Source organism: Lentzea tibetensis (assembly GCF_007845675.1).
Lineage (GTDB): Bacteria > Actinomycetota > Actinomycetes > Mycobacteriales > Pseudonocardiaceae > Lentzea > Lentzea tibetensis.
The window spans coordinates 169,297-189,066 of record NZ_VOBR01000010.1; the positions used below are offsets into that span (position 1 = coordinate 169,297).

Sequence of the window (19,770 nt, forward strand, 5' to 3'; positions counted from 1 at the left end):
CCCATGTACGTCGCCTCGTCCCGTCCAGCCAAGACCGAGTTCCGGACCCGGTTGCCCGGCACGGTCTTCGCGCTCGGCACGGTCAGCCTGCTGACCGACATCTCGGCCGAGATGGTGACCGCGTTCCTGCCGGTGTACCTGCTGTTCGGGCTGCAGATGAGCTACCTCCAGTTCGGTGTGCTGGACGGCATCTACACCGGCGCCACGGCCGTGCTGCGGCTCGTCGGCGGGTACGTCGCGGACAAGGCGAACCGGCACAAGACCGTGGCGCTGTTCGGCTACGGGCTGTCGGCGGTGACCAAGCTGGCGTTCCCGCTCGTCGGCGCGTCCGCGTTCGGCATCGGCGGCGTGCTGGCGGCCGACCGCGCGGGCAAGGGCGTGCGCACGGCACCCCGTGACGCGATGATCTCCCTCGCCACGCCCGAGGACGCGCTGGGCGCGGCGTTCGGCGTGCACCGCACGATGGACACGATCGGCGCGCTGCTCGGTCCACTCGCGACGTTCGCCGTGCTGGCGTGGATGACCACCTCGCCCGAGCCGGTGTTCGTCATCAGCTTCTGCTTCGCGCTGCTGGGCGTGATCGTGCTGGCGTTCTTCGTGCGCCAGCCACCGCCTTCGGCGCCGACGCGACGCGTGTCGCTGCGCCGGTCCGCCGGCCTGCTGCGGGTGACCGGCGTGCGCCGCACCACGATCGCGGCGGGCGTGCTGGGCCTCGCGACCATGTCAGACGCGTTCGTGTTCGTGGTGCTGCAACGGGTGTCCGGCATCGGCCCGACCTGGCTGGCGCTGATGCCCGTCGGCACCGCGGCGGTGTTCCTGCTCGCCGCGACCCCGCTCGGCAAGCTCGCGGACCGCTTCGGCCGGTGGGCGATGTTCTTCGCGGGCCACGTGGTGCTGCTGCTCGCGTACGTCCTGCTGCTGGGCCCGGTCACCGGATGGCTGCTCGTCGCGGTCACACTGGCACTGCACGGCCTGTTCTACGCGGCCACCGACGGTGTCCTGATGGCGCACGGGGCGACGCTGATCTCGCCCGAGCTGCGCGCGTCCGGTCTGTCGATCATCCAGACCGGACAGGCGATGGCACGCCTGGTGTCGTCGATCGGATTCGGTTTCATGCTGCAGTACCTCGGTTTCGGCACTGCCGTCGCGCTCGGTGTGACGGTGCTGGCCGCCGCGCTCGTCGCGGTCTACCTGCTGATGCGCCCGGCGGTGAAGGCGTGAACCGGGTGGCGGTCGGCGTGGCCGCGCTCGTGGCGGTCGTCCTCTTCGGAGCGGGCTACGTCGTGTGGACGATCAACCGTCCCACCGCGACCGCGTCCTCCGGCGGCGCCAGCGGGACCGGGCTGCGCTTCGTCGACCAGAGCGACGGCCGCAACCGCGTCGACGAGCTGGCACCGGACGGCACGCGCACCGCGGGTTCGCTGCGCTGCCAGCGCGTGTACGCGGCGGCGGGCACGACCGTGTGCCTGCGGCTCGCGGGGCTCGGCCCGTCCTACGAGGTGGCCGTGCTCGGCGGCTCCGGTGAGGTGCTCAAGACCGTCGGCCTGCCCGGTGTGCCCAGCCGGGCGCGCGTGTCGGCGTCCGGCAAGATCGTGTCGTGGACCGTCTTCGTGGTCGGTGACTCCTACGCCGTGCCCGGCGGTTTCTCCACCCGCACCGGCTACCTGGACCTGCGGACCGGCACCGTCGTCGAGTCACTGGAGCACTACACCGCGTACATCGACGGCACACCGACCAAACGCGACAACTTCAACTTCTGGGGCATGACGTTCGCCGACGACGACCAGACGTTCTACGCCACCCTCGGGTCCGGCACGCAGACCTGGCTCGTGAAGGGCGACATCACCCGCGGCGAGGTGCGCACCCTGCGCGCCAACGCCGAGTGCCCGTCGCTGTCGCCGGACGGCAAGCGCGTGGCGTACAAGAAGCGCGCGGGCACGCTCGGTGCGTGGCAGCTGTTCGTGCTGGACCTGGAGAGCGGCGAGGAGACCCCGCTGCCGGGCAGCAACGGCCTCGACGACCAGGCGGCGTGGCTGGACGGATCCACCCTCGCCTACGCGAAGGTCCCGCAGGGCCAGGCACCGGCGATCTACGCGTCCGCGGCGGACGGCAGCGGCGAACCCCGCCTGCTCGTGTCCTCCGCCTCATCGCCCTCGCCACGTTGATGAGGGGAGCTTTCCTCAACTCCAGGTTGGTGAAAGCTCCCCTCATCGAGGACTACGGCTGGCCGATGGCCTTGCCGGAGGACGTGACGTTGTTGGCCCACTTGGCGATGGCGACGCCCTTCTCGGAGAGCACCTCACCCCATCCGCCGGTGGTCGGGCCGAACTTGTTGTCGGTCACGACGGCACCGGTGATCGGGCCCTCGAGACGCATGATGTAACCGCCGCCGGCGAGGAAGTTGCCGACCACCTGGAGGTTCGACGCACCGCCGCCACCGGGCTGCACGAACACGGCACCGTTCTGGTGCGTGCCGTCGTACGCGACGCCGTCCGGTCCCTCGATGTCGATCCGGTTGTACCGGATGAACAGGTCGGGGCCGCCGTAGCTCTGGATGCCGTCGTTGTGCGTGTTGTTCGGGTACGCACCGATCCGCGCCAGGTCGTGGATGTAGTTCTGCTCGATCGTCGACCGGCCGGGACCGTTCTGGATGCCGTCCGGCGTGCCCGAGATGTCGTTGCGACGCAGCGTCATCGTCGAGTCACCGTGGATGGCGCCGTTGCCCCACTGGGCCTGCGGACCGCCGTCACCGGCCTTCCAGCGGATCGTGGAGTCCGAAATGTCCAGGTGGCCCTTCAGGCCGAGCACCGCGGACTGAGCGCTGCGGTTTCCCTCGACGATGGAATTCTTGATGGTGAGCGTGCCGCCCCCCTGGAAAGTGATCCCGCCGCGCACGAAAACGCGGTCGAGCACCAGGTCGTTGGCGGTCACCTGGAGAACGCCGGCGTTCCACTTGGAACCGGCAGGTGCATTTCCCGCACCGTCGATGACCTTCAGTGATCCCTGGTCACCGAGAAAACCGACCTGACCCGCGTTCGGGACGACGCCAGGACCCACGGAACCGCCGGGAGCCGGTGCGGGCGGCTTCACGGGCTGCGTGACCTTGGACGTCGGCGCGGTGGTGGTCGTGCTTGCGGCGGAACTGCTGGTGGCGGAACTGCTGCTGGCCGGGACGGTACTGCTTGGCGTGCTGGTGGCCGAGGACGGCACCAGCGCGTTTCCCGCACCGGGGACGCACGCCGCGGTGAAAGCGGCGGCTGCCCCCAGCAGCGTCACGAGCGCGAGCTTCGGCTTCCTGCTGGCCGAGTCTGACGCGGACGTGCGAGGTCGTGCGGACATGAGATCCTTCCGAGCCGGGTACATTTCGCCCCCCGAGGCGACCGCGGGGCAAGCGGCAGCCCCACAGCGGCGATCACCATATGCACATTGATCCGAAGATCACAATGCGGTCACGGAAATGTGGAATTAGGATCACGAATAATTGAAGGTCACTCATAAACCGAGCGTGACGACTTCGTCTCACTCACGCGAAGAGGCCGTGAGGATACCCTCCGCAACTTCCGCAAGTCACGTGTCCGCTGAGTGCATCTTCGGTGGACCAAATGGCAGAACCCTTGATCCGCAAGGATCACATCGCGTAACGAGCGCGCCGGGGATGCCGATCCCCAAGGCAGTAGGTCACACCTCGCTCGTTGAGCCGTCACGGTTGGGACGCGGATGGATTTGTGGAAGACGATTCTGGTCCTGCTGCGGCGTTGGTACGTGGCGGTGCCGGTCTTCGTTGTGACACTGGGTCTGGCGGTCGGCGCGTACGCCGCTGTGCCGATGCGCTGGGAGTCCACCGGAACAGTCGTGCTCACCTCGCCCGCGCAGGGCGCGACCAGCGAGGCGACCAAGCAGCGCGGGCTCACGAACCCCTTTCTCGCGTTCGACATGAGCCTCGGCGTGTCCGCCGCGATCATCATCCAGAGCCTCAGCACCCCCGGTGTCGAGAAGGAGCTGGGTGCGGACGGCGAGGACACCACGTACGTCATCAGCGGTGCCGAGATCGGCGGTCCGTTCATCAACGTGGTCGCGGAGAGCACGTCCGAGGAGAGCGCACGGGGCACCGTGCAGCGCGTGCTGGAACGCGTGCAGAAGGACCTCTCGGACCGGCAGACAGCGCTCCAGGCGCCGCCGGGCACGTTCATCAAGGTGGAGACGGTCGTGCAGCCGACGGAGGCCGAACCGCAGCGCGGCGGCAAGCTGCGCGCCGCGGGCGCCGCGTTCGTGCTCGGGTTCGCCGCGATGCTCACCGCCGCGTACGGCCTGGAGAGCTGGTCGATCGCCCGCAGGCGCAAGCAGGACGCCGAGGCGAAGAAGAACAAGGACAAGGACTCCGAACCCGCCACCAACGGAGAAGCGGCGAACTGGGCTGAGCCGACGATGCGGATGAAGCCCGCCGCGACCGGGTCCAAGCATCCGGGGTGAGCACCGCCGTGCAGCCGACCTCCTCGCGGGGTGTGCTCCCGCCCCCGACGAACATGCTCGGCGCCCGCCCCACGTCCCGCGTCGACGGCGCCACACTGGCCTGCTTCTTCGCGCTGTCGATGACATTGATCCCGGCCAGGCTGATCTTCGCCAAGCTGCCGCTCGCGCTGACCCCGGCGATGCTCGTCGGCCTCGTGCTGGGCGTGCTGTGGTTCTGCGCGCAGATGGTCGACAACCTCGGTGTCGCCAAAGGACGCAGCGCGGTGCGCACGTCCATGTTCCTCTTCGCGCTGTCACAGGTGGCGACGTACGGCTACTCCACGTACAGCTACCTGCCGCAGGACGAGCTGAAGGCGACCGACCGCACGTTCATCACGCTGATGGCGTTCGTCTGCGTCGGCATCGCCGTGTGCGACGGCGTGCGCGGGCTGAAGCGGATCGACCGGGTGCTGAAGGTGCTCGTCGGCGGCGCCACGTTCATGGCGATCGTCGGCATCTTCCAGTTCGCGATCGGCTTCGACCTGACCAAGTACCTGATGCTCCCCGGACTGCGGCTCGCGGGTGACATCTCGTTCGTGCTGGACCGCTCGAACTTCCGCCGCCCGGCCGGCACCGCGGAGCACCCCATCGAGTTCGGTGTCGTGTGCTCGATGGCCGTGCCGCTGGCGCTGCACTACGCGTTCCGCGCCAAGGACTACGGCGGCCCGCAGTGGCGCTGGTGGTTCTGCCTGGGCATCCTCTCGGTCGCCGCGATGCAGTCGCTGTCCCGCTCAGCCGTGCTGGGGCTGACGATCGCCGCGCTGATCCTCATCCCGCACATGCCGAGGGGCCGCCGCTGGCGCGCCGTCGTGGCGTGCGGCGTGTTCGTGGTGGCGCTGCGGTTCCTCGTGCCCGGTCTCGTCGGCACGCTCATCGCGCTGTTCACCAACATCTCCGTCGACCCGTCGATCGGCAGCCGCACCAGGGCGATCGACCGGGCGGGAGCGGAGATCGCGCAGCACCTGTGGCTCGGCAGAGGCATGGGCACGTACCTGCCGACCAAGTACGGCTACCTGGACAACCAGTACCTCGGCACGATCGTCATGGCCGGCCTGGTCGGTCTCGCCACGCTCGTCTTCCTGTTCCTCGCGGCCGGGTACGCGGCGATGCGCGCCCGGCTGACGTCGAACGACCCGCAGACGCGCGACCTCGGCATCACGCTGGCCGCCTGCCTCTCCGTCCCGGCGATCTCCGCCGCGACGTTCGACCTGCTCGCCTTCTCGGTGGCGACCGGGTTCGCCTTCCTCCTCATGGGTTGCGCCGGTGCGCTCCTGCGCGCCGTGCGCGAGGAGAACCAGATCAGAGGGGTGCTCGCATGACGGCCGGCTCCATCGGCAGCAAGGTCGGCAGAGGCGCCTTGTGGAGCCTGCTGAACAACGTCGTGCTGCGCCTGGGAGTGCTGGTCTCCGGCATCGTCCTCGCCCGGATCCTCTCCCCCGCCGACTACGGCGTGTTCGCCGTCGCGCTGGTCGCGATGACGCTGCTCCAGGCGTTCAACGAGCTCGGCGTCAGCCTCGCGCTGGTGCGGTGGGAACGCGACGTGCGCGAGTTCGCGCCGACCGCCATGACCATCGCGCTCGGCACCAGCACCGCGATGTACACCGTGGTGTGGTTCGCGGCGCCCGCGTTCTGCGAGGCGATGGGCAGCCCGTCGGCCGTCGGCGTGCTGCGGGTGCTGTGCCTCGCCGTCGTGCTCGACGGACTCGCCGTCGTGCCCGCGACGATCCTGAACCGCGAGTTCCTGCAGCTGCGCCGGTTCTTCACGGACCTGAGCTCGTTCGCGGTCAGCACGACGATCACGATCACGCTGGCCACGCAGGGCTGGGGAGCGATGAGCTTCGCGGTCGGCCAGATCGCCGGCAACGTCGTGTCGGTGACGATCTACCTGCTGCTGTGCCCGGTGCGCGTCCGGCCGGGCTGGGATCCGGTGATCGCGCGCGACCTGGTGAAGTTCGGGCTGCCGCTGGCCGGGTCCAGCCTGCTCGTGCTGTCGGTGACCAACCTGGACAAGATCGCCGTCGGCGCGCTGACCGACGAGGTCACGCTCGGCCTGTACCTGATGGCGTTCAACCAGTCCAGCCTGCCGCTGCAGGTGTTCTCCGAGGCGGCGCGCCGGGTGTCCCTGGCGGGCTTCTCCCGGCTGCTGCACGACCGCAGGCAGCTCGAGGAGTCGCTCGCGCGCGGCGTCGGGTTGCTGATGGCCGCCACGATCCCGGTGTGCGCCCTGCTCGCCTGCTACGCGGAACCGATGCTCTCGTTCGTCTACGGCGAGAAGTGGACGCCCGCCGCCCAGGCGTTGCAGATCCTGGCCCTGCTCGGCCTGCTGCGGGTCGTGCTGTTCATCGGCTACGACCTGCTGGTCGCGCTGGACGGCAACCGCGTCCTGCTGGGACTCCAGGCGCTGTGGCTCGGCGCGATGCTGCCCACGTTGTACATCGGCACCAAGGTGGACGGCATCCGCGGCGCGTCGATCGCCTTGCTGGCCGTGGCCGCGCTGGTCGTGCTGCCCGCGTTCGTCATCGTCTTGAGCCGCAAGGGCATCCGGTTGTGGTCGACGATGCTCGCCTGTCGCCGTCCCGCGATCGGCGGCGTGCTGGTCGCGCTGTCCTCGATCCTCGTCTTCCAGCTCGTCGAAGGCTCCTTCGCCCGGCTGGCCGTCGGCGGCCTCGTCGCCGTGGCCGTCTACCTGCCCGTCGTGTACCCGATGCGCACCCTGCTCCCCGGGAGATCCTCATGAACCGCAACAAGCTCTCGGCGACGGCGCGCAAGGCGCTGCGGGACTCGTTCGGGCTGTGGCCGATGCACGAGGCCAAGAACACGGTTCAGCTCGGCAGGCACGTGGGTGCGTTGCGCCGCTTCGAGGACGACGAGGTGGCACGGCTCGGCCCCACCCGTCCCGACGCTCTCGTGGCCACCGTCATCCCGACCTACAAGCGGCCGCGGCTGCTCGTCGACTCCGTCGAGTCCGCGCTCGCGCAGACGGTCACCGACCAGGTCGTGGTCGTGGTGGACGACGGCGCCGGACTGCCGTCCCTGCCGGACGACCCGCGCCTGGACGCGGTCAGCCTGTCGCGCAACACCGCCGTGCTCGGCCTGGTGCGCAACGTCGGCATCCGGCTCACCAGCTCGCGCTTCATCGCGTTCCTCGACGACGACAACACGTGGCGCGCGGACCACCTCGAGCTGGCGCTGGCCGGCCTCGCCCGCGGCGCGGACGTCGTCTACACCGCGGTGGAACGCCGCCGCGCCGACGGCTCGGTCCTCGACGTGCTGACCGAGGACTTCGACCGGATCACCTTCCGCGACGGCACCCCGTACGTCGACGCGAACTCGCTCGTCGTGCGCCGCTCCCCCGACGTGCTCTTCAGCAGGTTGCCGCGCACCAGGAGCACGCTGCCCAAGGAGGACTGGGAGTTCGTGCACCGGCTGGCCAAGCGGCACGTGACCGAGCACGTGCCGCAGCCCACCGTCCGCTACCTCGTCAACGAGGACAGCTACTACACCGCCTGGACCTGACGCCTCCGCGTCAACAGGCGGTAGCACGGCTTCTCCACGAACCGGAACAGCAGCCACGCCGCCCCGAGCGACACCGCGAACATCACCACCGCCCCCGCGACGGCGGGGAACTCGGGCGCGTTCAGCTCCTCCAGCGCCTCCGCGATCGTCCGGATCACGAAGTGGTGCACGAGGTAGAACGCGAACGACACCTCACCGAGCCACACCCACAGCCGCGAGCGCCACGGCGAGCGCGTGCCCGTCACGTCCGCGACGGCCGCTGCCGGGATCAGCAGCGCCAGCGGCACGATCGTCGCCGCGACGTACCCGAACGTGCCGGGCAGGTACGCGGAAGCGAAGTACGCCACCAGGAACAGCCCGCACGCGGGCAGCAGCCGCACGCCGATCCAGCGCTCCTCGATCACGATCCGCGCCAGCACCATGCCCAGCGCGAACTCGAGCACCCGCGCGGCCGGGCAGATGTACACGAGCCAGTACTCCACGGGCGCGGAGAACGGCATGGCGACGAGAGGCACCAGCAGCACGCCGAGCACCAGCGCGCCTGCCGCCCACCACAACCGCGCGGGCCTGATCCGGTTGATGAGCAACAACAGCAACGGGAACGCCAGGTAGAACGCCGCCTCGCAGGACAACGACCACGCCGGTGTGTTGACGCCGAAGTAGACGTCCTGCACGGGAACCCACGCCTGCAACAACAGCGCGCCGAGCACGACTGTCAACGTTGACATGGAATGCGTGCCGAGCAGGGCGAGGCCCAGCAGCGCGACGAACCACGCGACGACGTGGTTCGGGTAGATCTTCGCCGCTCGTCGCCGCCAGATCGCGCGCGAGGACTCACCCGGCCGGGCGGACCAGGTGAGCACGAATCCGGACAGCACGAAGAAGAAGCTCACGCCGATGGCACCCGGACCGAACAGCAGGCCCATCACGGGTTCGGCGGGACCTCCGGAGAACAGACCGAGTGCGTTGAGGTGGAAGCCGAACACTGCCAGTGCGGCGGCGAAGCGCAGTCCGGTCAGCGACGGCAGGCGACGGTCAGACCCCCGCACGCTTCCACTGCCTCAACCGGTACATCTGCCGCAGCCGGCGAGCCGGCGCGGTGAGGACCAGTGGGCTGAGCGCTCTGGAAGCGCGCACCCCGAGGCGTTGTCTGAGACGAAGTGTGTGCCATTCGGGCAGCCGGTCAGCCTCGGCGTAGGCCTTCTCGGCGAAGGTGACCAGCTCGTCGATCGGCTCGTCCGACGAACGGCCCCGGTCGTAGGCGCGACCGGCCCGGCGCAACGCGTCCTTCGCGAGGACGCGCCGCACCTCCTTCTCCAGAGCGGCTTTCTCCGGCAGCTGGCCGTTGGCCCTGTCCAGCAGCGCCTCGTAGGCGGCGAGGCGCTGCTGGAGGTCGCGGACACCGGAAGCCGAGTAGTAGTTCACCGACATGTTGTTGCCGTGCACGCGGTAGTACGCCTGGTCGACGCCGCGCAGGTAGCCCACGTCGGCGTGCAGCGCGAACCGCATCCACATCTCGATGTCCCCGGTGTGCGGCAACGCCGGGTCGTAGCCACCGATCTTCTGCTGCAACGACGTGCGCACGAGCACCTCGGGCGAGGTGATGCAGCCGTCACCGAGCTCGAACCGGCGCCGCAGCCAGGACCGTCCCTTGTAGACGATCGAGCCCTGCGACTCGGTGCGGGCCGCGGGCAGCGGGTCGCTGCCGTCCCAGTGCAGCGGGCGACCGTAGACGAACCCCACCGAGGGGTGGGCGTCCATCACGTCAGCCGCCCGCTTCAGCGCACCGGGCGTGAGGGCGTCGTCCGCGGACAGCAACGCGCAGTAGTCCGCGGACGCCCAGCCGAGCAGGCCTTCGTTGTACGTGGCGATGTGACCTTTGTTGGTGTCGTGCTCCCAGACCTCGACGCGGCTGTCCGCCGCGGCGAGCTCCCTGGCGACGTCGGCACTTCCGTCACCGGAGGCGTCGTCGATCACCAGCACCCGGACGTTCACGCCCGGCTGGTCGAGAACACTGCGCACCGCCGTTGGCAACACCGCGCCGTATCTGTAGCACGGGATCACCACGTCAACTGAAGACACTGCCTACACCCTCCCCTAGTTCGTGAACACGGCGTCGACCCAGTAGTTGGTTCCTCCGCCGTTGTCGCTCGGCATGGTTCCGCCTCCGCCGTACCGGTAGACGCCGTTCGGCGCGCTCTCGGTGGTGGCGGGCGCGGTGAGCGGCCCTCTGGTCTTGCTGGTGCTGAAGTACTGCGACGTGTAGCCGTACCGGCCTGCCGCGGTGTGGAACGACACCACGTAGGACGTCGCCGCGGTCACCGCGACGGGCGAGCTGAACGTCAGCGTCTGCCACCCGCTCGACGTCTCGTTGGTGAACGTCCCGGTCGCCAGCAGCTGACCGGTCGCCGACCACAGCGAGCCCGTGTGGGTGCCGGGGTCGTTCGCGGTCTTGTAGAACCGGACACCCGTGATCGAACCGTTCTGCGACGGCGTGATCCGCATGCCGAGCTCCACCGGCGAGTCCGTCGCCGTCACGGCAGGCGTGTCCACGGCCCGGAAGAGCGTGCACGGGCAGGCGCCCGATGCTCCGGTGGTGAACGACCAGGTGTGCGGCGTGAACATCGTGTTGCCCTGCAGGTCCGTCGCGTTGACGGTGACCGAGTAGGTCGTGTTGCCCGCGAGGTCCGCGTTCGGCGCGAAGCTCACCGACCTGCCGTCCGGCGCGACCTGGCTGGCGCCGGCGACGGTGCCGCCACCGTTGACCGTGATGCTGACCGACTCGGCGTCAACGGGTTCGCTGAACGTCGCGGTGATGCCGGTCCCGGTCGGGACGCCGGTGGCGTTGGCGGCCGGGGTGCGGTTGGTGACGCTCGGCGGCGTCACGTCGGCACCGTCGGTCGCGACGACCGCGTCGACCCAGTAGTTGGTGTCGTTGTACGAGCTGGCGGGGTAACCGCCGCCGTACTGGTAGACGCCCTGGCCGTTCGCGGCGATCGAGCTCGGTGCCGTCACGACACCGCGGCCCGCGCCCTTGGTCGCGAAGTACCCGCCGTCGGCCGCGTAGTGGCCGGTCGGCGTCCGGTAGGACACGACGTACGTCTTGCCGGCCTGGATCTGGACGCCTTCGCTGAACGTCAGCGTCTGCCAGCCCGTCGCCGTCTCGTTGACGAACGTGCCGTACGCGAGCCGCGTTCCGTTGGTCGACCACAGCGAACCCGTGTGGGTGCCGGAGTTGGCCGCCGACTTGTAGTAGCGGACGCCGGTCACCACGGCGTTGGTGGAGCTGGTGAACTTCACGCCCAGCTCGACGTCACTGGGGTCGTTGGTGTCCGAGCTGTTCGGCGTCGCCTGCCCGAAGATCGTGCACGGGCACGGCGCCGGACCGGCACCGGTCGTGAAGCTCCACACCCTGGGCTGCGCCAGCACGTTGCCGTAGCCGTCGGTCGCGTTGACCGTGGCGGTGTAGCTCGTGTTGGGCAGCAGCAGGTTCGTGGGCGTGAACCGCACGACGTTGTCGTTGGTGCTGGTCGTGCCGGGCACCGAGGTCGAGCCCGAGGTGAGCGTGAACGTCACGCTCGACGGGTCGATCGGCTCCGAGAACGTCGTCGTGACGTCCTGGTCGGTGTAGGCACCAGTGCCGCCCGTCGGCGGGTTCGTCGAGCTGACCGTCGGCGGCGAGTTGTCCGCGCCTTCCGTGGTGATCACCGCGTCGACCCAGTAGTTGCCGCCGTTGAACGTCGAGTCCGGGAACCCGGATCCGTAGCGGAACACACCGTTGCCACTGGACGACTCGGCCGACGGCGCCGTGATCGGCACGACACCCGCGCCCTTGCCGTTGAAGTAGGCGGCCGTGAAGGCGTAATGACCCGTCGTCGTGGTGTACGACGCGATGTAGGTCTGCCCGGCCCTGATCCCGACCGGCTGCGAGAACGTCAGCGTCTGCCAGCCCGACGCGGTGCCGCTGCCGAACGTGCCGGTGGCGATCCGCTGCCCGGCCGAGTTCCACAGCGAACCCGTGTGGGTACCGGTGTTGGCGGCCGACTTGTAGAACCGCACGCCGGTCACGTTGGCGTTCACCGAGGTCTTGAACTTCATGCCGAGCTCGATGGCCGACGTGTCGCCGGAGTCCACAGTGGTCGGCGTCTGGCTGCCGAACACGGTGCACGGGCACTGCTGCGCGCCGACGGTGACGTTCACCGTGACCGTCGAGCTCAGGTTGGCGTTGTCGTCGGACGCACGAACCTTGATGGAGGCGGGACCGAGGTTCGTGGGCGTCCAGGCGTAGTTCCACGTGTCCGTGCCGGTCGCGCGACGCCAGGTCGTGCCACCGTCCACCGACACCTCGACCGCGCCGATGCGGCCACCGCCGACGTCGGTCGCCGTACCGGAGATCGTGTGCTGGGTTCCGGCCGGAACCGTGGAGTTCGCGGCGGGCGACGTCACCACGACGTTGGGACCGATGATGTCCGTGCTCTTGGTGGCGAGCGTGAGCGGTGCGCGCAGGTTCTGCGGTTGCACGCTCATGTCCGCCAGCAGGTTCACGGTCGCCTGCTGCATCGGCTGGCTCGTCGGCGTGGTCGTCGGCGCGCCGTACGGGTAGAGGTGGTCACCGTCGAGGCCCCACGACCACTGCACGGTTCCCGCGCCCCACACCAGCGCGCGGCTGGTCTGGTCGCGGTAGAGCACCATCTTGTGGTTGGCCGGGCCACCGCCGTAGAAGTGGCCGTTGTCGAGCAGCAGCTGCCCGTCGTCGACCGTCACCGTCGTGTCCGACAGCGGGACCGCGCCCGCGGGCCGGAAGTTGTTGTCCGGATCGCTGTTCCACTCGTACCCCAGCGTGCCGGTCGGCAGCGTCGTCGTGGTCGACGCGGTCGCGAGCGGCGTGTTGCGCCAGAACCTCATGCGCCCGTAGGACGGCGGCACCTGCATCGCGTCCGCGCGGTAGCCGTTGACCATGAACAGGGTGCCGGTGATGGCGTTCTCCGGGCGACCGGCGTCGCTCGGCGGCGAGAAGCGCGGGTCGCGCCACGTGCCGGTCCACTCCGGACTCGGGTCGATCTTCGCGTTGGCCTTTGTCTCCTTGTAGCAGGCCATGGTCCGGTACGCGGTGTTCGACCCGTCGATGCTGGGCTCGAAGCGGGTCTTCCAGAACCACTCGTTGCCCGACATGAACATCATGTTGACGCCGACGGCACGCGCCTGCTCGATGCCGGTGCGCTGCGCCGCGTTGACGTACTCGTCGTGACCGGACGAGACGTAGACCTTGTGGTTGCGCACCAGAGCCGGGTTGCGGGTGACGTCCACACCGGACAGGTAGCTGACGTCGTAGCCGTTCTTCTCCAGCCAGCGCACGAGCGGGTACTCCGCGTTGAGGAAGTTCGCGGTGCCACCGTTGCGGTACGGGCGGTTGTAGCTCACCTTGTACGCGCGGCCGTCGGACGAGCCCGCGAACCCACCCTCGTAGAGGTTGAACTCGTTGACGTTCGGCCGGTCGCCGTACTTGTTGTAGGCCTGCCAGGTCTGGTCCGAGGTCTGCACGACGATGTCCGAGTGGGACGCGTCATTGCGCACGACGAACGGGTACTGGCTCGCGCCCGCCTCGTTGTCGTCGCGGATGAAGTTCGCGATGTAGAAGCCGGGAACCGCGGTCGACGGCACGTTCCAGCGCGCCGAGACGGCCCACTTGCCGCAGTCGACGAGACCGGTCGCGGTCGAACCGGTCAGCTGCTGGTCGCACATCGGCTGGGTCTGCGGCAGCGACACGATCGGGTTCAGCGACGTGATGCGGCGAGCACCCTCGCCGTTCGCGTAGTACCCGAGCCGCAGGATCTCGACGTGGTAGGCGTTGCTCGGCGTCTTGATCTTGAAGTTGAGCTGCTCCCCCGGCTGCACGCTCGTCGCCGTCGCGAAACCCTCGATGTCGCCGTAGGGCGACTCGACCCACCACTCATCCTTGGGCGTACCCACCTGCGAGTTCTCGCAGACGATGATGTTGTTCGGTGGATCGCACGGACCGGCGCTGGCACTGCCTGCCATCACCACGACGAACGTCGCGACCAGCGCACTCACGAGTGCGGCGGTCCAGACCCTTCTGGCTACACGAAAGTTGTGCAGCGGTCTGTCCATCACGAGCCTCCACGGGGGCCATAAAGTAGGTTGTTCTATTTTCGGCCATACACCTCGCATCGTTACTCGATTTGGTGTATCCCAAGGGTTTTCACTGCAGGTGGTGGTCGGTTCAGCGCTGTGCAACCGATTCCTTCGCCGACGCGCGCAGACCGCGACCGTCAGGTGACGGTTCGTATTCCGCGGCACAATCCGGACAGGACAGCTCGTCGGTCAGCTTCTCGCCGCAGACGCACGCCCAGCCCTTGTGACGGGCCGGGTTTCCGGCCACAAAGGAGTGTGCGGGAACGTCCTTGGTGACCACCGCTCCCGCCGCCACGAAGGCGTGCTCACCGATCTCGACACCACACACCACAACCGCTCCGGCACCCAGCGTGGCGCCACGCCGAACCGTTGTGGACAAAAGGGCTTCCGGCCCCTTGCGAATCGCCGCACGGGGGCGTAGGTCGTTCGTGAAGAGCATGTTCGGGCCGAGGAACACCTCGTCCTCGCACGTCACTCCGGAGAAGACCAGCGTGCCGTTCTTCACGGTGACCCGGTCGCCGAGCACCGCGCCGTCCTCGACGAACGCGCCGTCGCAGATGTTGCAGTCGCGGCCGATCCGCGCGCCGGGCAGCACGTGCGCGAACGCCCACACCCGCGTGCCGTCGCCGACCTGGTCGCTCTCGCACAGACCCTTCGGGTGCACGAAGACGCTCATGCGTTCACCGCCTCGACGAGTGCTTCGACAACCCGCTCCTGCTGGTCCGGCGTGATCTCCGGGAACAGCGGCAGCGACAGGATCTCGCCCGCCGTCCGCTCGGCGACCGGGAAGTCACCGCACGCACCCAGGTGCTCGAACGCCTTGGTCAGGTGGAGCGGGAACGGGTAGTGCACACCCGCGCCGATCTTCTTCTCGTGCAACCGCTCGAGCACCGCGTCCCGATCGGACACCCGCACGACGTAGAGGTGCCACACCGGTTCGTTGCCGTCGGCGACCACCGGCAGCGTGACGCCGGGAACCTCGTGGAGCAGCTTGCCGTAGCGCTGGGCGGCCAGGCGGCGCGCGTCGTTCCACGCCTCGAGCCTGCGCAGCTTCGCCGACAGCACCACGGCCTGCAGCGTGTCGAGCCTGCTGTTGAACCCGATCTCGGTGTGCACGTACTTGCTCGGCGAGCCGTGCTGGCCCAGCAGCCGCACCCGCTCGGCGAGGTGCGCGTCGGCCGTCATGACCGCGCCGCCGTCGCCGTACGCGCCGAGGTTCTTGCCGGGGTAGAAGCTCGTTGCCGCGATGTCACCGAGCGATCCGGTGGTGCGTCCGTTGCGGCGCGCGCCCTGCGACTGCGCGGCGTCCTCGACGATCATCGCGCGAGCCCGGTCGGCGATCGGGCGGATCAGCTCGACCTGCGCGGCCTGCCCGTACAGGTGCACGGGGATGATCGCGGCGGTCCGCTCGGTGACGACGCCTTCCAGCGCCGCCACGTCGATGAGCCCGGTGTCCTCGACGCAGTCCACGAGCACCGGCGTCGCACCCGCCCGCACCACGGCCTCGGCCGTGGCGATGAAGGTGTTGGCCGGCAGGACGCACTCGTCGCCGGGGCCGATGCCGAGCGCCCGCAGCGCGAGCTCGATCGCGTCGGTGCCGTTGCCGACGCCGACGCAGTGCGGCACACCGACGTACTCAGCGAACTCCGACTCGAACGCGGCGACCTGCGGGCCGCCGACGAAGGCGGTCCGCTCCAGCACGGCTGCCCAGCCCTCGGCGACCTCACCGGCCACCTGCGCGTGCTGCGCGGCGAGGTCGACGAGCGGGATGGGGATGTTCACAAAGCCTCCAGACGCGGCGGGGTTCCTCGGCTCCGTCACAGAGCCTCCAGCCGCGGAACCGCGGCTGAGACGAGCTTGCGGGCCGGCAGGCCGACCCAGGTTTCTCCGGCGGGGACGTCGTCGAGCACGACGGCTCCCATGCCGATCACGGCTTCCGCACCGATCGTCACACCTTCTCGGACTGCGCAGGCCGACCCCAGATACGCGGAGTCCTCCACGCGGACCGCTCCGGCGAGCGTGGCGCGACCGGCCAGGGTCACGAAGTCACCGACCGAGTCGTCGTGCGTGAGCAGCACGTGCGGCATGGCGAGCACGTGCGCGCCGACCTCCTGCGGCGCGGTGATCACCACGCCGGCCAGCAGCACAGTGCCCTCGCCGAGCACGACGCCGTGCGCCACCGAGGCGTGCGGGTGCACGACCGTGCCGTACCGCGAGGCGGGCAGACCGAGCTTGCGCACGACCTCGCGCCTGCCGGTGGGCCGGTGCGCGTTCGCGACGCACACGACGACCTTCGCGTTCGGGTGCTCGTGCACGAGGTCCGTGCCACCGAGCACCGGAACGCGGTCGATCACCGAACCCGCCAGCGACGGGCGGTCGTCGAGCAGTCCGACGGGGTCCCAGCGGTCGCCGAGCCTGATCGCCGCGAGCACTTCACGGGCGAGGCCACCGGCGCCGACGAGCAGCAGTGGCGCCCGCGTCACGGCGATGTCACCCCCACCCCGGCCAGCACCTCGTTCAGCGACGAGGCGACCTGCTCCTGCTCCGCGTTCGTCATGTCGTGGAACAGCGGGAGGATCAGGGTGCGTTGCGTGAAGGCCTCCGTCATCGGCAGCGGCCCGTGGGGGTGCCCGGCGTACGCGGGTTCCAGGTGCGACGCCATGATCCCGCGCCGCGCGGACACGCCGCGGGCGGCGAGACCGGCGAGCACGTCGGTGCGGTCCGGCGCGCCCTCGGGCAGCCACACCCAGAACGACTGGTAGTTCGTCGTCCCGTGCGCGGGGTCGCGCACGGTCGTGACGTCCGGCAGCAGCTCGTGGTACCGGGCGGCCAGCTCGCGGCGGCGCGCCACGATCAGGTCCAGTTTGGACAGTTGGACGAGTCCGACGGCGGCCTGGATGTCGGTCATCCGGTAGTTGAACGCGGTCTCCAGGTACTGCTCGACGACCGCGCTTCCACCGCTGTGCCGATCAGCGGCGCTGACGCTCATCCCGTGCTCCCGCAAGCGCTTGGCACGCACCGTCCACTCGGGATCATCGGTGGTGAGCATGCCGCCCTCGCCGGTGGTGAGCAGCTTGCGCGGGTGGAACGACCAGGCGGCCATCAGCGCGCCCGAGCCGACCGGCGCACCGCGGTAGGTCGAACCGGCGGCGCACGCCGCGTCCTCGATCACCGGGATGCCGCGCGGCTCGCACAACGCCCGCAGCTCGGCCACGTCGGCGGGCACACCGGCCTGGTGCACCACCATCACGGCACGCGTGCGCGCGGTGAGCACCCGCTCGACGGTGGCGGCCGTCAGGTTGCCGGTGGCGTCGACGTCCGCGAACACCGGCGTGGCGCCGGTGTACCGCACGGCGTTGGCGGTCGCGATGAACGACAGCGACGGCACGACGACCTCGTCGCCGGGACCGATGTCGAGCAGGTGCACGGCCAGGTGCAGCGCGGTCGTGCAGGACGACACGGCGACGCCGTGCGAGGCTCCCACTCGCACGGCGAACGCCTCTTCGAACGAAGCGACGCGCGGTCCCTGGGCGACCCAGCCGGACCGGACGGCTTCTGCGGCGGCGGAAGCCTCCTCCTCACCGAGGAGAGGCCGCATGACGGGGATCATCCGGCCACCTGTCCGCGCCACCACGCGACGAGGCCGCGGAGTCCTTCCGACAGGCCGATCTCCGGCTTCCAGCCCAGATCACGCGCGGCCAGGCTGATGTCGGCCAAGCGCCGGGTGACGCCGTTGACCTTGCGGTCCGGCCCGTGCTCCAGCGGCAGGTCCGAGTCCATCGCGCCGAGCAGCGCCAGCGCGAGGTCCTTCAGCGACGTCTCCTGCGCGGAGGCGATGTTGTAGACGGTGTCCGTGACGTTCGCCTTGGCCGCCAGGATGTTGGCGCGCGCGATGTCGTGCACGTGCACGAAGTCCATCGTCTGCGCACCGTCACCGAAGATCAGCGGCGACTCGCCCTTCGCGATGCGCTCCATCCAGCGGATGAGCACCTCGGTGTACAGGCCGTGGACGTCCATCCGCGGGCCGTAGACGTTGAAGTACCGCAGCGCCACGTAGTCCAGGTCGTACATCGCCTTGAAGCTGCGCAGCACGCCCTCGTTGAACGCCTTCGCGGCGCCGTAGAAGGTGTCGTTGTTGTACGGGTGGTGCCGTTCGTTGGTGGGGAACGACTCCGCGAGGCCGTACACCGACGCCGACGACGACGCGATGACCTTCTTGACGCCGGCCTGCGCCGCCGCCTCCAGCACGGTGAACGTGCCGTCCACCAAGCACTCCAGCGCGAGCCGGGGTTCCTCGGCGCACTGCGTGATGCGGATGGCCGCGAGGTGGAAGACGAGGTCCTGGCCCTCGGTCAGCGACGCGACCAGCGAGCGGTCGTTGATGTCGCCGTCGACGATCGTGACGTTACCGCGTGCCACCGCGTCCGCGAGGTTCTCCCGGCGGCCGCGGACGAAGTTGTCCAGCACGACCACCTCGGCCGCTCCGGCGTCGACCAGCTGGTCCACCACGGCGGAGCCGATCGTGCCTGCTCCTCCGGTGACCAACGCGCGCTGACCGGCGATCGTCATGAAACCCTGCTTTCCACTCGTTGAACGGGAACGAACGCACCGCCGTTGGCCAGGCTCTCCGAGGCCGCCTCCAGCACGGCGAGCACGCGCAGTCCGGCGCGGCCGTCGGTGAGCGGCGGGCGGCCCTCGGTGATCGACGCGGCGAACTCGGCCATGACACCGCGCAGCGCCTCGCGCTCGGGCAATGCAGGCGCGACCATGTCGCCGCTGCGGTAGGAGATGATCTTCTGCTCGCGACCGAGGTCGACGCCGCGGTCGTAGACCGACAGGCGCTGCGACGGGTTCAGGTCGTCCCACACGACCGTCCGCGCCGAGCCGCCGATCACCATCGTGCGGATCTTGGTGGGCGACAGCCAGTTCACGTGCACGTGCGAGATGGCGTCGTTGGACAGCCGCACGGTCAGGTGCGCGACGCACGCCTGCCCGGCGCCGATCGGGTCGGAGCCGTGCGCGGCGACCTCCACCGGCACCACGTGGTCCGGCAGGATCGCCTCGAAGATCGACAGGTCGTGCGGGGCCAGGTCCCACAGCACGTCGACGTCCGGCTGCACCAAGCCGAGGTTGATGCGCACCGAGTCGATGAACTGGACCTCGCCGATCTCGCCGCCGCGCACCAGCGACCGCAGGTGCTGCACGGCGGGCGTGTAGCAGAACGTGTGGTCGAGCATCAGCGTCAGGCCGCGGCTGTCCGCGGCGTCGACGAGCTTGCGGCCGTCGGTGAAGTTCGCCGCGAGCGGCTTCTCCACCAGCACGTGCTTGCCCGCCTCCAGCGCGGCCATCGCGACCGTCAGGTGCGTCGCCGCCGGGGTGGCGATGGCGACGGCCTGCACCTCGGGGTCGGCGAGCACGTCGTCGAGCGACGGCGTGGCGCGGACGGTCGAGTACTCACCGAGCACGCGCTCGGCGCGGTCCACGTCGAGGTCGCACAGGTACTTGAGGTGCAGTCCCGGCGTCGCCTGGGCGTTGCGGACCAGGTTGGGGCCCCAGTAACCGGCGCCGACAACCGCGATTCCCACCACTTGG

Annotated in this window: 16 protein-coding genes; 6 read left to right on the forward strand and 10 right to left on the reverse strand. The window is 69.5% G+C overall.

Going from position 1 to position 19,770, the window contains the following annotated elements; translation table 11 throughout:
- Positions 1-3 precede the first annotated feature (3 nt).
- Both FKR81_RS17950 and FKR81_RS17955 read left to right on the forward strand, forming a co-directional pair.
- Positions 4-1,221, forward strand: coding sequence for an MFS transporter (locus FKR81_RS17950; RefSeq protein ID WP_146353206.1), 1,218 nt, complete (start codon positions 4-6; stop codon positions 1,219-1,221).
- Complete coding sequence (locus tag FKR81_RS17955) at positions 1,218-2,165, forward strand: TolB family protein (protein ID WP_146353207.1); 948 nt, start codon at positions 1,218-1,220, stop codon at positions 2,163-2,165. The genes FKR81_RS17950 and FKR81_RS17955 overlap by 4 nt, the downstream gene beginning before the upstream one ends.
- Before the next feature lie 52 nt (positions 2,166-2,217).
- On the opposite strand, the gene FKR81_RS17960 is transcribed toward FKR81_RS17955, so the two are convergent.
- Positions 2,218-3,339 (reverse strand): right-handed parallel beta-helix repeat-containing protein, encoded by a 1,122-nt coding sequence (locus tag FKR81_RS17960; RefSeq protein WP_146353208.1) that lies wholly within the window; start codon positions 3,337-3,339, stop codon positions 2,218-2,220.
- 378 nt (positions 3,340-3,717) lie between these two features.
- Here FKR81_RS17960 and FKR81_RS17965 point away from each other — a divergent pair, with 378 nt between their 5' ends.
- The 4 genes from FKR81_RS17965 to FKR81_RS17980 are packed head-to-tail and all read left to right on the forward strand — an operon-like array spanning position 3,718 to position 8,025.
- Positions 3,718-4,470, forward strand: coding sequence for a hypothetical protein (locus FKR81_RS17965; protein WP_146353209.1), 753 nt, complete (start codon positions 3,718-3,720; stop codon positions 4,468-4,470).
- A complete protein-coding gene (locus FKR81_RS17970; protein ID WP_235921621.1) occupies positions 4,467-5,828 on the forward strand; it encodes an O-antigen ligase family protein in 1,362 nt (453 codons plus the stop codon). Before FKR81_RS17965 ends, FKR81_RS17970 begins: the two co-directional genes overlap by 4 nt.
- The gene (locus tag FKR81_RS17975; RefSeq protein WP_146353210.1) at positions 5,825-7,246 is read left to right on the forward strand and encodes an oligosaccharide flippase family protein; all 1,422 of its coding nucleotides are present in this window, start codon (positions 5,825-5,827) and stop codon (positions 7,244-7,246) included. Before FKR81_RS17970 ends, FKR81_RS17975 begins: the two co-directional genes overlap by 4 nt.
- Positions 7,243-8,025 (forward strand): glycosyltransferase family 2 protein, encoded by a 783-nt coding sequence (locus FKR81_RS17980; RefSeq protein WP_146353211.1) that lies wholly within the window; start codon positions 7,243-7,245, stop codon positions 8,023-8,025. Before FKR81_RS17975 ends, FKR81_RS17980 begins: the two co-directional genes overlap by 4 nt.
- Here the strand turns inward: FKR81_RS17980 and FKR81_RS17985 are convergent.
- From FKR81_RS17985 to FKR81_RS18025, 9 genes are all read right to left on the reverse strand, one after another.
- Complete coding sequence (locus FKR81_RS17985; protein ID WP_146353212.1) at positions 8,007-9,074, reverse strand: acyltransferase family protein; 1,068 nt, start codon at positions 9,072-9,074, stop codon at positions 8,007-8,009. The genes FKR81_RS17980 and FKR81_RS17985 overlap by 19 nt on opposite strands.
- Positions 9,061-10,107, reverse strand: a complete 1,047-nt coding sequence (locus tag FKR81_RS17990) for a glycosyltransferase family 2 protein (protein ID WP_146353213.1) — start codon at positions 10,105-10,107, stop codon at positions 9,061-9,063. Before FKR81_RS17990 ends, FKR81_RS17985 begins: the two co-directional genes overlap by 14 nt.
- 15 nt (positions 10,108-10,122) lie before the next feature.
- On the reverse strand, positions 10,123-14,097 hold the full coding sequence (locus FKR81_RS17995; RefSeq protein WP_186763024.1) for a DUF4082 domain-containing protein: 3,975 nt from the start codon (positions 14,095-14,097) through the stop codon (positions 10,123-10,125).
- A gap of 169 nt (positions 14,098-14,266) precedes the next feature.
- Positions 14,267-14,854 carry an acyltransferase gene (locus FKR81_RS18000; protein ID WP_146353215.1) on the reverse strand — a complete coding sequence of 196 codons (588 nt, stop codon included), beginning with the start codon at positions 14,852-14,854 and terminating at the stop codon, positions 14,267-14,269.
- Positions 14,851-15,960, reverse strand: coding sequence for a DegT/DnrJ/EryC1/StrS family aminotransferase (locus tag FKR81_RS18005; protein ID WP_146353216.1), 1,110 nt, complete (start codon positions 15,958-15,960; stop codon positions 14,851-14,853). Before FKR81_RS18005 ends, FKR81_RS18000 begins: the two co-directional genes overlap by 4 nt.
- A gap of 35 nt (positions 15,961-15,995) precedes the next feature.
- Positions 15,996-16,661 (reverse strand): acetyltransferase, encoded by a 666-nt coding sequence (locus FKR81_RS18010; RefSeq protein ID WP_146353217.1) that lies wholly within the window; start codon positions 16,659-16,661, stop codon positions 15,996-15,998.
- Positions 16,658-17,776, reverse strand: a complete 1,119-nt coding sequence (locus tag FKR81_RS18015; RefSeq protein WP_146353218.1) for a DegT/DnrJ/EryC1/StrS family aminotransferase — start codon at positions 17,774-17,776, stop codon at positions 16,658-16,660. The genes FKR81_RS18010 and FKR81_RS18015 overlap by 4 nt, the downstream gene beginning before the upstream one ends.
- A gap of 8 nt (positions 17,777-17,784) precedes the next feature.
- Positions 17,785-18,747, reverse strand: coding sequence for an NAD-dependent epimerase/dehydratase family protein (locus FKR81_RS18020; protein WP_146353219.1), 963 nt, complete (start codon positions 18,745-18,747; stop codon positions 17,785-17,787).
- Positions 18,744-19,763, reverse strand: a complete 1,020-nt coding sequence (locus tag FKR81_RS18025) for a Gfo/Idh/MocA family protein (RefSeq protein ID WP_235921622.1) — start codon at positions 19,761-19,763, stop codon at positions 18,744-18,746. Before FKR81_RS18025 ends, FKR81_RS18020 begins: the two co-directional genes overlap by 4 nt.
- Between the last annotated feature and the right edge of the window lie 7 nt (positions 19,764-19,770).

Bases quoted from the DNA above. Each gene is read 5' to 3' on its own strand.
- FKR81_RS17950 (WP_146353206.1), top strand. From the start codon at position 4: ATGTACGTCGCCTCGTCCCGTCCAGCCAAGACCGAGTTCCGGACCCGG.
- FKR81_RS17960 (WP_146353208.1), bottom strand. From the start codon at position 3,339: ATGTCCGCACGACCTCGCACGTCCGCGTCAGACTCGGCCAGCAGGAAG.
- FKR81_RS17965 (WP_146353209.1), top strand. From the start codon at position 3,718: ATGGATTTGTGGAAGACGATTCTGGTCCTGCTGCGGCGTTGGTACGTG.
- FKR81_RS17975 (WP_146353210.1), top strand. From the start codon at position 5,825: ATGACGGCCGGCTCCATCGGCAGCAAGGTCGGCAGAGGCGCCTTGTGG.
- FKR81_RS17980 (WP_146353211.1), top strand. From the start codon at position 7,243: ATGAACCGCAACAAGCTCTCGGCGACGGCGCGCAAGGCGCTGCGGGAC.
- FKR81_RS18000 (WP_146353215.1), bottom strand. From the start codon at position 14,854: ATGAGCGTCTTCGTGCACCCGAAGGGTCTGTGCGAGAGCGACCAGGTC.
- FKR81_RS18015 (WP_146353218.1), bottom strand. From the start codon at position 17,776: ATGCGGCCTCTCCTCGGTGAGGAGGAGGCTTCCGCCGCCGCAGAAGCC.
- FKR81_RS18020 (WP_146353219.1), bottom strand. From the start codon at position 18,747: ATGACGATCGCCGGTCAGCGCGCGTTGGTCACCGGAGGAGCAGGCACG.